Raw genomic sequence first — 14177 nt, forward strand, 5'->3', positions numbered from 1 at the left:
GGAAGTTGAGAGCGTCGGAGGTTCCCTGATCTCCGACGTCGGCGACATCGAGGTGGATCCAGGCTCTTCGCCCCCGGGTCGGCGCCGAGCGGAGGCTCTCCGCCGTTTCGGGCGGGACATCGGGGAGATCTTGGTAGGAAACGGCCCCTCCAGGGGCCGTTTCCTACCAAGATCTCCAGCGGGCCCAGCGGGCCCAGCGGGCCCAGCGGGCCCAGCGGGCCCAGCGGGCCCAGCGGGCCCAGCACGGTCAGGGGGCGGGTGTGAGTGCCGGCTCCGCGGGACCGAGCGGGGCGGTGGTGGCGGTGGCGGTCCGGCGGTGGCGCAGCTCGACCGGGAGGACGAGCAGGGCCACGACCACGCCGACGGCCCCGGTGACCGCGAAGCCCCACAGCGGCGCGTGGGCGTCGATCACCGCGCCGGCCAGGGGCGCGCCGACCGCGATGCCGACCGTGATGGCCGAGCCGTGCAGGCCCATCGCCTCGCCGCGGGCCTCGGGCGGGGCCAGGCGGCTGACCGCGTCGGAGGTGGCGGCGATGGTGGGCGCGCAGAGGGCGCCGGCGGGGATGAGCGCGAGGCAGAGCAGCCACCAGTGGCCGCCGCCCAGGCCGACCGGGATCGTGCAGAGGCTGAGTGCCGCCATCAGCGCCAGCGGGGAGAAGGACCGGCGGACCGCCCCGTAGGCGAAGCCGCCGACCAGCGAGGCGACCGCCCACATGGCGAGCACGACGCCGGTCCAACCGACCTCGCCGCTCTCCCGGAGTACCGCGATGACCGCCACGTCGGTGCCGCCCAGTACGAGCGTGCACGCGGTGCTGACGGCGAGCACGGCCAGCAGGCGGGGGGTCAGCCATTCCCGACGGGGTACCCGCCGCCGGGTCGCCACCGGCTCGTCGGCACCGCGGACCGGTGGGTTGAGCAGCCACAGCCCGATCCCGGCGGCGACGATGCCGGCGCCCACCAGGTAGAGGGTGGTCCGCGCGGAGATCGCGGTGACCGACGCCGTGGCGAGGGCGGGCCCCACCATGAACGACAGTTCCACGGACATGGAGTCCAGGGCGTACGCCGGCCGGCGCCCCTCGACGGGGACCATCGCCGCGATGGACTGGCGGATCACCGAGAAGATCGGCAGGGCCAGCGAGCCGGCGAGGAAGGCGGCGGGCAGCAGCAGGGGGTACGGGAGCACCGGCGCGGTCGACCAGAAGACCGCCTCGGCGACGCCGGTCAGCACCAGCACCGGTCGCAGGCCCCGCCGGTCGACCAGCCGGCCCAGCAGCGGCCCGCCGATCGCCGCGCCGACGGTGATCGCGGCGCCGACCAGTCCCGCGGCGCCGTACCCGCGGCCGAGGTCCTCCACGACGTAGAACGTCAGGGTCACCCCGGTTGCGGTCAGCGGCACCCGGGCCAGCACCGCCACCAGCAGCAACGATCGCAGGCCGGGCAGGGCCAGCGCCTCCCGGTAAGGCTTCATGTTCACGTCGGTCCGTACCTCCGCCGCACATCCTCGACCGGGGGTACGACCACCGCCAACGAATTACCAGATCATGCGGTCCTGATCACAGGCGCCCCGTGGGTGGTGATCCCGGCTCCCTCGAACGCCCGCACCGCGACGTCGGTGGTGTCCGGGGCGACGCCGGCGGTCAGGTCCAGCAGCACGGTCGTGGCGAAGCCCTCCCGCGCGGCGTCCAGCGCGGTGGCGCGTACGCAGTGGTCCGTCGCGATGCCGACGATCTCGACCCGGTCCACCCCGTGCCGCCGGAGCCAGTCCGCCAGGCACTCGCCGTCGTCGGCGTGGCCCTCGAAGCCGGAGTAGGCGGCGGCGTGCTCGCCCTTGTGGAAGATCGCCTCGACCCGGTCGGTGGCCAGGTCGGGGTGGAACTCCGAACCGGGGGTGCCCACCACGCAGTGCCGGGGCCAGGAGTCGACGTAGTCCGGTGGGTTGCCGAAGTGCGCGCCCGGGTCGATGTGGTAGTCCTTCGTCGCGACGACGTGGTCCCAGCGGTCCGGCTCGGCGCCGAGCAGGCGGGTGATGCCGGCCGCGACGCCGGCGCCGCCGCCGACGGCGAGGGAACCGCCCTCGCAGAAGTCGTTCTGCACGTCCACGATGATCAGCGCGGTACTCACAGTCGTTCGCCCCTTTCTAGTCGGCCGGGACGACCGTGACCGGGATGGCCGGGTCGCCGGCGGAGAGCTTCAACCCCTCCCAGGGGATGGAGATCAGGCACTGCCGCAGGTGTTCCCGCGACTCGTCGAGGGTGGGCAGCAGGACCGGCTCGCCCTCGACCACGTACGACCGTTGCAGCATCCGGTCGTGCGGCCGGTGGTCCGGCACGCCCTGTGGGACGACGATCTCCTCGGTGGCGGTCCCGGTGGGCTTGTGCCGACGGATCGCGACCTTCCGGCCACCGATGGTCGCCTTGTGTTCGGAGCGCTTGACCACCGCCCGCCCGTCGACCTCGACCAGTTTGTAGACGAGCCCGGCCGTGGGTGCGCCGGAGCCGGTGACCACTGAGGTGCCGGCGCCGTACATGTCCACCGGTTCGGCGGCGAGCGAGGCGATGGAGTACTCGTCGAGGTCGCCCGAGACGATGATCTTGGTCTCGGTCGCGCCGAGTGAGTCGAGCAGTTCCCGGGACTGCTGCGCGATGACCGCCAGGTCGCCGGAGTCGATCCGGATCGCGCGCAGGTCGGTGCCGGCCACCTCGATCGCGTTACGGATGCCCTGGCTGATGTCGTACGTGTCGACCAGCAGTGTGGTGTCCTTGCCCAGCGTGGCGACCTGCGAGGCGAACGCTGCCCGCTCATCGTCGTGCAGCAGGGTGAACGCGTGCGCGGCGGTACCCGCGGTGGGGATCCCGTAGCGCTGCCCGGCGGCCAGGTTGGAGGTGAACCGGAACCCGGCCAGGTACGCCGCGCGGGCGGCGGCCACGGCGGCCTCCTCGTGCGCCCGCCGCGAGCCCATCTCGATCAGGGTCCGACCCCGGGCGGCGGTGACCATGCGGGCGGCGGCCGCCGCGACGGCGCAGTCGTGGTTGAGCACCGAGAGGACCAGCGTCTCCAGCACCACGCACTCGGCGAAGCCGCCGGAGACGGTGAGGATGGGCGAGCCGGGGAAGAACAGCTCGCCCTCGGCGTACCCGTCGGCGTCACCGGTGAAGCGGTAGTTCGCCAGCCAGGCGGCGGCCTGCTCGTCGACGACCCCGGTCCGGCGCAGGAAGTCGATCTCCTCCGGGGCGAAGCGGAAGTCACGGATCAGGTCGACCAGCCGACCGGTCCCGGCCACCACCCCGTAGCGGCGGCCGGTCGGCAGCCGGCGACTGAACACCTCGAAGACGCAGCGGCGATCGGCCGTGCCGTCCCGCAGGGCGGCGCTGATCATCGTCAGCTCGTAGTGGTCGGTCAGCAGCGCGGGGCGAAGGGTGCTCACCGCCCCAGCCTAGAGTTCACCCGGGTTGCCCGCCGTCGTGGCCCGGGATCGCCCGCAGTGCCGCGTCCAGCTCGGCCCGACCGGTCACGCCGAGCTTGCCGTAGATCCGCTGGAGGTGGTTCTCGACCGTGCGCGCCGACAGGAAGAGCCGTTCGGCGATGACCCGACTGGTCCTGCCGTCGGCGGCGAGCCGCGCGATCTGCCACTCCCGGTCGGTGAGGGTGGGCGCGCCGGCCCGCAACGCCGGGGTACGGATCTGACCGCACCGGCCGAGCAGGCCGGCCAGCCGCTCCCGTGCCGTGGTGACCAGCGGTGAGCGCCGCTCGCGGAGCCGGTGCAGCGCCGTCGCGGTCGCCTCCGCCGCCCAGAGCACCAGGTCCAGGTCGGCGAGGTCGTCGGCGACCGCGAGCAGCTCCTCGGCGTCGCCCTCCGCCACCGCCCGGGCGTGCCGGGCGAGCAGTGGCGCCAGGTCACCGTCGACGCGCTCGGAGAGTTCGGACAGCCGCTGCGCGACGGTCCGGCGGCTGCCGTCGGAGCAGGTCGGGCCGACCGGCGTGGTGGCCTGGTCGAGCCGGACGAGGTCGTGCAGAACGTGCACCTCGTGGCCGGCGAAACCGTCCGCGCGCAGTCGGTCGGCCAGGGCACTCAGGTGCTTGGCCGCGCCGGGCAGGTCACCGGCGGCGGCGAGCACCGCGCCCCGCGCCTGCTCCAGCCAGGGGTAGAGCACCGCCATGCTCGGGGCGTGGGTGCGGTCCGCCTCGGCCATCGCCTCCGCCGCCTGCTCGGCGTCGCCGCGCAGTGCCGCCGTCTGCGCCCGTTCGGCCTGGGCGAGGCCCGCGTACACCCGACTGGTGGCCAGCACCGCGCAGGCACTGAGGCTGATCCCCAGTGCCGCGTCGCTCCGCCCCCGCAGGCGCGCCGCGTACGCCTGGAGGATGGCCAGGTAACCGGTGCCGAGCCGGAAGTCACCGGCGCCGGCCAGGTCGGCGAACTCGTCGGCCGCGATGGCGTCGATGCCGGCCAGGTCGCCGCCGATCGCCAGCCGGGTGCCGCGCGCCAGCTCCAGGGCGAGTTGCAGGTACGGCATGTCGGTCCGCCAGCGCGCCGCCTCCGACTGGGTCAGGCCGACGGCGGTGGCGCTGAGTCGCAGCTGCCCCTGCGCCGCGTGGAGGTACGCGATCGTGCACCGGGCCAGCTCGCGGGCCGACACACTGGCGGCCGGCCGGTCCAGCACCGTGCGACCCAGCCGCAGAGCCGCACCCAGGTCCAGCCGGTGCAGCCGCATGATCGCCTCGAAGGCCAGCACGCGGGCCTGGTCGGCGGAGTCGAGGAGTTCGCCGCCGCGCGCCGCGATCTCCTCCACGGTGGACTCGCGGCTGAGTCCCCAGTAGCTGATCATCCCGCGTACGGTCAGCCACCGGCTGCGCCGCCGGTCGTCGGCGAGATCCGCGACGACCGCGTCGAGCACCTCGATCGCCTCGTCCGGCCGGTCGGCGAACATCAGGATGGTGGCCAGCAGCTCCGCCGCGTCGAATCCGCCGCCCGCGTCGAGCGCCGCGCGGGCCAGCCGGGTCGCCAGCGGTACGTCGTACCGGGTGAACGCCTGCACCGCCGCGCCCAGCAGCATCGGGGCGTCCTGTGCCGTGCCGGAGTCGAGCCGCCAGACGGCCACCCGCAGCAGGTCGTCCCGGCGCCGGCTGCCGACCTCCTGCAGCAGGGCGGCGAGGCGGGCCTTCAGCCGCCGGGTCCGGCTCACCGGACAGTTGCGGCGCATGACCTCGCCGTACAACGGGTGGGCGAGTCGCACGTCGAGCCGGCGGTCGTCGGGCACCACGGTGATCAGCCCGCGCTCCTCGGCGGTCTCCACGTCCTCCGGCTCGACGGCCTTGTTGAGCAGGTGCAGGCCCAGCGGCTCGCCGAAGGCGACCAGCTCGACCACCGCGCGTACGCCGGGGGTGAGCTGCCCGATCCGCGTGTCGATCAGCTCGGTGAGGCTGGGGGCCAGCTCCAGCCGGCCGGTCCACTTCCAGAGGCCGTACGTGCTGGTCACCTCGCCGCTACCGACGGCGGCGTGCACCAGCTCGCGCAGCAGCAGCGGGTTGCCGGCCGACAGCCGGCCCAGCCGGTCGGCGGACGCCGGGTCGACCGGCTCGTCGAGGATGGCGGAGAGGAGGCCGGCGGTGTCGGCCGGACACATCGGGCTCAGCTCGGCGTTGTCCACCAGGCCGTCGGTCCACAGCGCGCGGATCGGCAGCGGGAGCTGTTCGCCGTCGCGCAGGGTGCCGATGACGGTGGCGTTCTCCGCCCGTGCGACGAGGTGCACCAGCGCGGCCGACGGCGGGTCGAGCAGGTGCGCGTCGTCGATCGCGAGGACGATCCGCCGCCCGGCCGCCTGCTGCTGGAGCACGTCGAGCGCCCATCGCAGGATCCCGGCCGGGGACAGACCGGGCGGCTGGGCCGCGGGCAGCAGTTGGACCAGCCCGCCGAAGGGCAGCGCGGCGGTGGTCGCGCTCGCCGCGACCAGCCAGACCGCGTACGTCTCCCGGGGCAGGGCGTCGACCACCTCGCGCAGGAGTCTGCTCTTGCCGATGCCGGCGGTGCCGGAGAGGAAGAGTCCCCGACCCTCAGTGTCCGTCACCGCGGTCAGCAGGCGGTTGAACTCATCCGCCCGGCCGACGAACTTCCACCGACTCATCAACGCAGCATATCGACCGAATGCCCTGCGCGCGCAGACCGTCACGCACCGAAGTTGAGTAACGTGACAGTTACCGGTGAGTATCCCGCGTGTTCGCCGGGGTGTCGGTCCCCGCCGTACTCTTCCGGTCATCCGGGTTGACACAACACCGGAATATCGACGTGGCCGGTTGCCGCCGGTCGCCACGTACGGGAGGCCGCCTGATGAAGCCGGGTTCGCTCCCCGAGGTGGACATGTCGGGTGACACCATCGACCCCCCCGACCTGCCCCAGTGCCCGCCGCTGCCCGCACGGCTGGGCGTGACCCGACCCGATCCGGCGGAGCCGCTGGGCGTGGTCGCGGCCGGTCCCGCCGCGGCCGGGCGGTCGGCGCTGCTCGCCGACCTGCTCCGGGTGGATCCCGCCGTGCTCGGCGTGCCCGCCGGCAGTTGGCTGGTGCTGACCCACGCCAAGTCGCCCAGTCGCTCCGCCTACGTGCCGGGCTACCGCCAGCCGCACTCCTACGGCACCGACCGGCTCGCCGCCGGTCCGGCCCTCGCCCGGCCGCCGCGCCGGGTCGAGCTGACCGTGCCCGAGCACCTGCTGCGCCACTTCACCCTGGTGAACACTCCGGACACCGCCGCGCTCGGCGTCGCCGGCGGGCAGGTGCTGCTCGACGCGGCGGGGCGGGCCGGGGCCGTGCTCTTCGTGATCGCGGCGGACCAGGCGTTCGCCGCCGCCGAGCTGCACCTGCTCGCCGAGCTCGCCCGCTCTCCGGTGCGGGTCTTCTTCGCGGTGACGCCCGGCGCGAGCGGGTGGGCCCCGGCGTCCGACGGCGTGTCGACGACGGAGGACACGGGGGCGTCCGTCCGTCCGGCCGAGGCGGGGTTCGCCGGGCCGGCCGACCCGGTGGACCCGGTCGCGGTGACCGTCGAGGCGCACCGGGCCACCCTGCTGGCCGCCGTGCCGGGTCTGGCCGAGGCCCGCTGGTTCCCCATCCGCGACGGCGACAGCGCCGACCTGCGTCGGGCCCTGGTGGGCTGGGCCGCCGAGGAGGGACTGCGGCGGGCGAGCGCCGACCCGCCGGTGCTGCCGGGCGCGCACGGACGGGTGCCGGTGGTCGCCCAGCCGGGTCCCTGGTCGGACCGGCTGGAGCGGCAGGCCCGGTCCTGTTCCCAACGGATCCGCCAGCACCTCGCGCTGGAGGTCGCCAACATCCACCTCCGGGTCGTGCAGGAGATCGTGTTCGGGGTCGGCTGCGCCGGCCTGCCGCAACTGCTCGACCGGGAGACCGAGGCACTCTCCCTGCTGGCCACGGCCCAGTGCGACCACGCCGTACGGGGGATGCTCGCCGAGGCCGCCGGCGCGGTCTTCGGCACTCCGCTGCCCGAGGGGGTCCGACGCCGGGTCTGCAACGCCGTGCGGTGGGCGCTGGCCGACCACCGGGGCGGTACGGACCTGGACCGCGTGCTCCTGGTCACGAGCACGGGCGGTGTGGCCGGCCTGGCCGGTGCCGGCGCGATCGACGCGGTGGTGGCCTATCCCGGGGCGCCCCGCGACGAGGTGCTCCCGCCGGTGGCGGTGGCGCTCTCCGGTGGCTGCTGGCAGCACTGGCGCAGCCCGGGCAACGACGACCCCAACGCCGCCCGCGCCTGGTCCCAGCGGGCGCTGCGCGAGGTGGAGCTGGAGCTGACCCGGGAGGTGGCCCGCCGGTTCGAGGTGGTGCGCCTCGCACTGGACGCCGTGCTCTCCGACGCCGTCGACCACGGCATCCTCCTTGCCTGAAAAGGCCGGTTCGGTGTCGGTCTTCCGGGGCGATCCGGACAGGCCCGGCGTTCCGGTTCCTCGGTCCGCCGATTCCGGTGGCACGATGGGGGGCATGGCGGCTCCGCAGGTTGCACCGGTCGAGACGCCGGACACCGATGAGGTGCCGGCTTCCGACCGGCCATGGGTGACGATCGTGTGGGACGACCCGGTCAACCTCATGACGTATGTGACCTGGGTCTTCCAGAAGCTCTTCGGGTACAGCAGGGAGAGGGCCGAACAGCTGATGCTGGACGTGCACCACAAGGGCCGCGCGGTGGTCAGCAGCGGCGCCCGCGAGCGGATGGAACACGACGCCTCGCAGTTGCACGCGTACGGTCTCTGGGCGACGGTGGACCGCTCGTGAGCATGTTCCGTCGCCACGGCGACCGCTACGTGGCCATCCTCGCGGTGGACGAGGTCCGGGTGTTGCGGAAGGTGGCCTCCGAGGTGGTCGGCCTGCTCACCGACGGGTTCGACCACACCGACCCGGTGGTCGGCCGGCTCTTCCCGGACGCGTACCCGGAGGACGCCTCGACCAGCGCTGAATTCCGCCGCTACACCGAGGGTGACCTCAAGACCGCCAAGATCGACCAGGCCGGCGCGATCCTCGCCGCCCTGCCGGACGAGGCCGGCGGGGAGGTCCGCCTCGACGCCGAGGCGGCCGAGGCGTGGCTGCGGGCCCTCAACGACGCCCGCCTGGCGATGGGCGTCCGGCTGGAGATCAAGGACGGCACCGACCTCGGCGCCGAGCTGGACGACGCGGTGGCCGAGGACCCCTCGTCCAGCCGGGTGTTCCAGCTTTCGGTCTACGCCTATCTGGGCTACCTCCAGGAGTCCCTGCTCAACGCGTTGATCGACTGATGGTGACCGTCGCCACCTCCCGCCGTAGCGGAGCAGACGTTAGGCTGGGCGGCGTGCTGAGCATCGACCGGTCGATCATCGACGCGATCGTCGCCCACGCCCGTCGCGACCATCCCGACGAGGCGTGCGGCGTGGTCGCCGGTCCCGCCGGCAGCGACACCCCCACCCGGCACATCCCGATGGACAACGCGGCCCGCTCCATGACGTTCTACGAGTTCGACTCGATGGAGCACCTCCGGGTGTGGCGGGAGATGGACGACCGGGACGAGGAGCCCGTCGTCATCTACCACTCGCACACCGCGACCGAGGCCTACCCGTCCCGCACCGACATCTCCTTCGCCGGCGAGCCGGGCGCGCACTACCTGCTCGTCTCCACCCGCGAGACCGACACCGAGGAGATCCGTTCCTTCCGGATCGTCGACGGCGTCGTGACGGAGGAGCCGGTGCGGATCCTGGACGCCGGGGTGGACCCGCACGCCGTGCAGTCCTACATGTTCGGGCAGAGCCCGGCGACGGTCGACTACGAGTGTTCCGGCCGCTGACCTCAGCGCCGCAACACCAGTCCGCGTCCCGTCACCTCCGGCACACCCGATCCAAGGAGCACGTCACCATGGCCATCGAAGTTCGCATCCCCACCATCCTGCGCAGCTACACCGGCGGCGCGAAGGTCGTCGAGGGCACCGGCGACACCCTGAGCGACCTGCTCACCGACCTGGACTCGCGCCACGCCGGGCTGAAGGGCCGTCTGGTCACCGACGCCGGTGCCCTGCACCGCTTCGTCAACGTCTACGTCAACGACGAGGACGTCCGCTTCCTCGGTGCGCTGGACGCCAAGCTCAACGACGGCGACAGCGTGACCATCCTGCCGGCCGTGGCCGGCGGGGCGTTCGGCTTCGCGGCTGCCGCCGCGATCAGCCAGCACCGTGCGGCGGCAGCGGCGATCGCCGACGGCGTGCGCAGCACGCCGGTCGCCGCCCGCTGAGGGCGGGCGTCATGGCGCGGTACGACAGCCTGCTCGACGCCTGCGGCGGCACCCCCCTGGTGGGGTTGCCGCGGCTGTCCCCGACGGTCCCCGACGGGGCTCCGCCGGTGCGGCTGTGGGCGAAGCTGGAGGACCGGAACCCGACCGGCAGCATCAAGGACCGGGCGGCCCTGTTCATGGTGCGGGCTGCCGAGGAGGCCGGCCGGCTGCGGCCGGGCGACACCATCCTCGAGCCGACCAGTGGCAACACGGGCATCTCGCTGGCGATGGTGGCCAAGATGCGTGGCTACCGCCTGGTCTGTGTCATGCCGGAGAACGTCTCCACCGAGCGCGTCCAGTTGCTCCGGATGTACGGCGCCGAGATCATCTTCTCGCCGGCCGCCGGCGGTTCCAACCAGGCGGTCGCCACCGCGAAGGAGATCTCGGCGGAGCACCCCGACTGGGTGATGCTCTACCAGTACGGCAACGAGGCGAACGCCCGGGCGCACTACGAGACCACGGGGCCGGAGCTGCTGCACGACCTGCCGACGATCACGCACTTCGTGGCCGGTCTCGGCACCACCGGCACGCTCATGGGCACGGGTCGCTACCTGCGGGAGAAGGTCGACGGGATCCAGGTCGTCGCGGCCGAGCCGCGCTACGGCGAGCTGGTCTACGGCCTGCGCAACATCGACGAGGGATACGTCCCCGAGCTGTACGACGCCACCGTGCTGTCCCGCCGCTTCTCCGTCGGCACCCGGGACGCGGTGCTGCGTACCCGGCAACTGGTGGAGGTGGAGGGCATCTTCGCGGGCTTCTCCACCGGTGCGATCCTGCACGCCGCCCTGGCGGTGGCGCACGAGGCCGCCCGTGCGGGACGTCGGGCCGACGTGGCGTTCGTGGTCTGCGACGGCGGCTGGAAGTACCTGTCCACCGGCGCGTACGGCGGCACGCTAGCCGACGCCGAGGATGCCCTGGAGGGCCAGCTCTGGGCCTGACCGGTCGACGGAACGGGGCCGCTGGCAACCGCCGGCGGCCCCGTTCCTCGTCAGCGGCGCGTCGGCGGCCCGTCGGCGGCGGTGACGGCCCGTGCAGGCGCCGGTCACCGGATCCGAAGAGGGTGTCACCTTCGTGACAACTTCCCATGGATGATTCATGCCCCGCGGTGGGCGAGCGTAGGCTGCCCTGCGTGGCGTACGCGTCGGTAGAGATCATCCAGAGAGCGACGGCCGGCGCGGACATCACTCACGGTGACTACGGGGCGACCCCATGCGGTTGACCGTCCTGGGCTGCGCGGGGAGCTTCCCCAGTCCGGAATCCCCGTGTTCGGCGTACCTCGTCGAGGCCGAGGGCTTCCGCCTCCTGGTGGACTTCGGTCCCGGGTCGCTGTCGACCCTCCAGCGGTACGCGGGGCTGCACGCCCCCGACGCGATCCTGCTGACCCACCTGCACTGCGACCACATCCTCGACGCGACGTCGTACGTGGTGGTCCGCCGGTACGCCCCGGAAGGCCCCTACCCGCCGCTGCCCGTGTACGCGCCGGCCGGCGCACCGGACCGGCTCTCCACCGCGTACGGGCAGGAGGACGGCACCGTCGAGGACGTGTACCAGTTCTACGCCCTCCAGCCCGGCACCTTCCCGATCGGCCCGCTGACGGTCACCGTCGACCGGGTGAACCACCCGATCGAGACGTACGGGGTGCGGCTGGAGCACCAGGGACGGGTGCTCTGCTACTCGTCGGACACCGCCCCCTGCGACGCGCTGCAACGGCTCGCCCAGGACGCCGACGTCTTCCTGTGCGAGGCGAGCTACCTCGACGGCGTGGACAACCCGCCCGACCTGCACCTGACCGGCCGGGAGGCCGGCGAGGCGGCGACGAAGGCGGGCGTCGGCAAGCTGCTGCTGACCCACCTGGTGACCGCCTGGGGGAGCGAGGCGCACACGGTCGCCTCGGCGGCCGCCGCGTACCCGGGTCCGCTGGAAGTGGTCCGGCCCGGCGCCAGCTACGACGTCTGACCGCGCGGGCGCGGCCGGTCTTGCCGCAGTGTTCGCCGGGTCGTCAGCATCCCGTCGTCTGACGCACCCGTGACACCTCCACGGTGTGGACATGCGGATCGCCATCGTGACCGAGTCGTTCCCGCCGGACGTCAACGGCGTCGCGCACTCGGTGGTCCGGGCGGCGGAACATCTCGTCGCCCGCGGCCACGAGCCGGTGGTCATCGCGCCGGCCCCGCCCGGACCGCGCCGGCGGGACACCGACCGGCACCCGTACCCGGTGATCCGGATTCCCAGCGTGCCGCTGCCGCGGTACCAGGGCTTCCGGCTGGGCGTACCGACGCCGGCCCGACTGACCGGCGCCCTGCTGTCGCACGCCCCCGACGTCGTCCACCTCGCCAGCCCGTTCGTGCTCGGCGCCCGGGCGGCCACCCTCGCCGCACGGCACGGCCTGCCGACCGTCGCCGTCTACCAGACCGACGTCGCCTCGTACGCCCGCGCGTACCGGGTCGGCTGGGGCGAGGCGGCGGCCTGGCGACGGCTGCGGGAGATCCACAACTCCGCCCAGCGCACCCTCGCACCGTCCACCCGCGCCGCCGCCGACCTCATCGCGAACGGTGTGCAGCGGATCTGGCTGTGGCGCCGGGGCGTGGACGCCGAGCGGTTCCACCCGACCCGGCGTTGCGACGAGCTGCGCCGCACCCTGGCCCCGGCCGGTGAGCTGCTGGTCGGCTACGTCGGGCGGCTCGCCCCGGAGAAGCGGGTCGGCCTGCTCGGCCCGATCTCCCGGTTGCCCGGCGTCCGGGTGGTGGTGGCGGGAGACGGCCCGGACCGGCGGCAGCTGGAACGATCGCTGCCGGAGGTGCGCTTCCTCGGCGTACGGCACGGCGACGACCTGGCCCGGCTCTACGCCAGCCTGGACGTCTTCGTGCACACCGGCCCGCACGAGACCTTCGGCCAGACGATCCAGGAGGCGCTGGCCTCCGGCGTGCCGGTGGTGGCGCCGGCCAGTGGTGGTCCGGTGGACCTGGTGGAGTCCGGGGTGACCGGGCTGCTCGTACCGCCGGACGACGGCGCCGCGCTGGCCGCCGCCGTGGCCGAGCTGGGCGGCGACCAGCCGCGTCGGCTCGCGTACGGTCTGGCGGCCCGCGCGGCCGTGAGCCGGCGCAGCTGGACGGCGGTGGGGGACGAGCTGATCGGCCACTACCGCGCGGTCCGCGCCGGATCGGCGGCGCTCGACCTGCCGGCGGCGTCGTGAGCGGTCCGGCGCGCGTCGTCCGGGTGGCGAACTTCGTCAACGGGCGCTCCGGTGGGCTGCGCACCGCCCTGCGCCACCTCGGCACCGGCTACCGGGCGGCCGGCCACGACCCGGTCCTGGTGGTGCCGGGTCGCCACGACGCCGACGAGCGGTACCCGTGGGGCCGGGTCGTCACCCTGGCCGGTCCGGAACTGCCGCGCAGCGGCGGGTACCGGCTCCTCACCGACCGGCGCCGGCTGGCCCGCGTGCTGACCCGTCTCGCGCCGGACCGGCTGGAGGTCTCCGACCGCTCGACGCTGCGGTGGACCGGCGCCTGGGCGCGGGCGCACGGCGTGCCGTCGATGATGGTGTCCCACGAGTCACTGACCGGCCTGCTCGGTGAGTGGCGCGTGCCGGACCCGCTGCGGCGCCGCATCGCCGACCGGCTCAACCGGGAGACCGTCCGGTCGTACGACCGGGTCGTCTGCACCACGGGGTGGGCGGCCGAGGAGTTCGGTCGCGTCGACGCCGCGGTCGAGGTGGTGCCGCTCGGCGTGGACCTCGACACGTTCCGGCCGGAGCGGGCGGACCCGGCCCTGCGCGAGCGGTACGCCGACAGCACCGAGGTGCTGCTGGTGCACTGCGCGCGGATGTCCGTGGAGAAGCGGCCCGAGCTGGCCGTCGACGCCCTCGCCGTGCTGCGTCGGGCCGGTGTGCCGGCGGTGCTGGTGATGGTCGGCGACGGTCCGCTGCGCGCGGCGCTGGTGCGGCGGGCGGCCGACCTGCCGGTGACCTTCACCGGTTTCCTGCCCGACCGGACCGCCGTCGCCGCGTTGCTGGCCGCCGCCGACGTGGTGCTCGCCCCGGGACCGGTGGAGACCTTCGGCCTCGCCGGACTGGAGGCGTTGGCCTGCGGCACCCCGGTCGTGGTCAACGCCGCCAGCGCGCTGCCCGAGGTGGTCGGCCGGGCGGGCGTGGCCGCGTACGGCTCGGCCGACTCCCTGGCCGAGGCGGTGCTCAGGCTGCTCGGCCGGCCGGAGGCCGACCGGCGGCGGGCCGCCCGGGCGCGTGCCGAGGAGTTCGGCTGGCCGGCCGCGGTGGCCGGCTTCCTGCGCGCCCATCGTCTCGACCCGGTCCCGTCGACCGCCACCGCGCCCGTACCGGTGGCCGACGGGCTCGCCGGGACCACCCGCTGAACGGGTCGGGACACCGCGGGACGC

Annotated in this window: 13 protein-coding genes; 9 read left to right on the plus strand and 4 right to left on the minus strand. The window is 74.0% G+C overall.

The genetic code is table 11. The annotated features are described in order from the left end of the window. Positions 1 to 247: 247 nt before the first annotated feature. From ACTMSW_RS02665 to ACTMSW_RS02680, 4 genes are all read right to left on the minus strand, one after another. Entirely contained in the window at positions 248 to 1468 is a 1221-nt protein-coding gene (locus ACTMSW_RS02665) for an MFS transporter (RefSeq protein WP_441179047.1), read from the minus strand. 71 nt (positions 1469 to 1539) lie between these two features. Further along, complete coding sequence (locus ACTMSW_RS02670; protein ID WP_441178800.1) at positions 1540 to 2121, minus strand: isochorismatase family protein; 582 nt, start codon at positions 2119 to 2121, stop codon at positions 1540 to 1542. 16 nt (positions 2122 to 2137) lie between these two features. Next, entirely contained in the window at positions 2138 to 3424 is a 1287-nt protein-coding gene (locus ACTMSW_RS02675) for a nicotinate phosphoribosyltransferase (protein ID WP_441178801.1), read from the minus strand. Positions 3425 to 3440: 16 nt separating this feature from the next. Then, positions 3441 to 6119, minus strand: coding sequence for a LuxR C-terminal-related transcriptional regulator (locus ACTMSW_RS02680; protein ID WP_441178802.1), 2679 nt, complete (start codon positions 6117 to 6119; stop codon positions 3441 to 3443). Positions 6120 to 6322: 203 nt separating this feature from the next. Here ACTMSW_RS02680 and ACTMSW_RS02685 point away from each other — a divergent pair, with 203 nt between their 5' ends. The 9 genes from ACTMSW_RS02685 to ACTMSW_RS02725 all read left to right on the plus strand — a co-directional run bounded on the left by ACTMSW_RS02685 (position 6323) and on the right by ACTMSW_RS02725 (position 14153). Next, positions 6323 to 7882 (plus strand): hypothetical protein, encoded by a 1560-nt coding sequence (locus ACTMSW_RS02685; protein WP_441178803.1) that lies wholly within the window; start codon positions 6323 to 6325, stop codon positions 7880 to 7882. Between the two features lie 94 nt (positions 7883 to 7976). Beyond that, positions 7977 to 8267, plus strand: coding sequence for an ATP-dependent Clp protease adapter ClpS (clpS, locus tag ACTMSW_RS02690; protein WP_350702872.1), 291 nt, complete (start codon positions 7977 to 7979; stop codon positions 8265 to 8267). Positions 8268 to 8269: 2 nt separating this feature from the next. Further along, a complete protein-coding gene (locus ACTMSW_RS02695; protein WP_441179048.1) occupies positions 8270 to 8764 on the plus strand; it encodes a DUF2017 domain-containing protein in 495 nt (164 codons plus the stop codon). Positions 8765 to 8817: 53 nt separating this feature from the next. Beyond that, a complete protein-coding gene (locus ACTMSW_RS02700; protein WP_441178804.1) occupies positions 8818 to 9306 on the plus strand; it encodes a Mov34/MPN/PAD-1 family protein in 489 nt (162 codons plus the stop codon). Between the two features lie 68 nt (positions 9307 to 9374). Then, complete coding sequence (locus ACTMSW_RS02705; protein WP_441178805.1) at positions 9375 to 9746, plus strand: MoaD/ThiS family protein; 372 nt, start codon at positions 9375 to 9377, stop codon at positions 9744 to 9746. An 11-nt stretch (positions 9747 to 9757) separates the two neighbouring features. Then, positions 9758 to 10723, plus strand: a complete 966-nt coding sequence (locus tag ACTMSW_RS02710; RefSeq protein ID WP_441178806.1) for a PLP-dependent cysteine synthase family protein — start codon at positions 9758 to 9760, stop codon at positions 10721 to 10723. A gap of 271 nt (positions 10724 to 10994) precedes the next feature. After that, positions 10995 to 11741, plus strand: a complete 747-nt coding sequence (locus ACTMSW_RS02715; RefSeq protein WP_441178807.1) for an MBL fold metallo-hydrolase — start codon at positions 10995 to 10997, stop codon at positions 11739 to 11741. Positions 11742 to 11832: 91 nt separating this feature from the next. Next, complete coding sequence (locus tag ACTMSW_RS02720) at positions 11833 to 12978, plus strand: glycosyltransferase family 4 protein (RefSeq protein WP_441178808.1); 1146 nt, start codon at positions 11833 to 11835, stop codon at positions 12976 to 12978. Then, complete coding sequence (locus tag ACTMSW_RS02725; protein ID WP_441178809.1) at positions 12975 to 14153, plus strand: glycosyltransferase; 1179 nt, start codon at positions 12975 to 12977, stop codon at positions 14151 to 14153. Before ACTMSW_RS02720 ends, ACTMSW_RS02725 begins: the two co-directional genes overlap by 4 nt. The last annotated feature ends 24 nt before the right edge of the window (positions 14154 to 14177 follow it).

Source organism: Micromonospora sp. BQ11, assembly GCF_052068135.1.
Classification (GTDB): domain Bacteria; phylum Actinomycetota; class Actinomycetes; order Mycobacteriales; family Micromonosporaceae; genus Micromonospora.

What these genes read in the sequence shown, in the direction of transcription:
- ACTMSW_RS02685 (WP_441178803.1), top strand. Translation starts at nt 6,323, where the DNA reads ATGAAGCCGGGTTCGCTCCCCGAGGTGGACATGTCGGGTGACACCATC.
- ACTMSW_RS02715 (WP_441178807.1), top strand. Translation starts at nt 10,995, where the DNA reads ATGCGGTTGACCGTCCTGGGCTGCGCGGGGAGCTTCCCCAGTCCGGAA.
- ACTMSW_RS02705 (WP_441178805.1), top strand. Translation starts at nt 9,375, where the DNA reads ATGGCCATCGAAGTTCGCATCCCCACCATCCTGCGCAGCTACACCGGC.
- ACTMSW_RS02665 (WP_441179047.1), bottom strand. Translation starts at nt 1,468, where the DNA reads ATGAAGCCTTACCGGGAGGCGCTGGCCCTGCCCGGCCTGCGATCGTTG.
- ACTMSW_RS02680 (WP_441178802.1), bottom strand. Translation starts at nt 6,119, where the DNA reads ATGAGTCGGTGGAAGTTCGTCGGCCGGGCGGATGAGTTCAACCGCCTG.
- clpS (WP_350702872.1), top strand. Translation starts at nt 7,977, where the DNA reads ATGGCGGCTCCGCAGGTTGCACCGGTCGAGACGCCGGACACCGATGAG.
- ACTMSW_RS02695 (WP_441179048.1), top strand. Translation starts at nt 8,270, where the DNA reads ATGTTCCGTCGCCACGGCGACCGCTACGTGGCCATCCTCGCGGTGGAC.
- ACTMSW_RS02710 (WP_441178806.1), top strand. Translation starts at nt 9,758, where the DNA reads ATGGCGCGGTACGACAGCCTGCTCGACGCCTGCGGCGGCACCCCCCTG.
- ACTMSW_RS02720 (WP_441178808.1), top strand. Translation starts at nt 11,833, where the DNA reads ATGCGGATCGCCATCGTGACCGAGTCGTTCCCGCCGGACGTCAACGGC.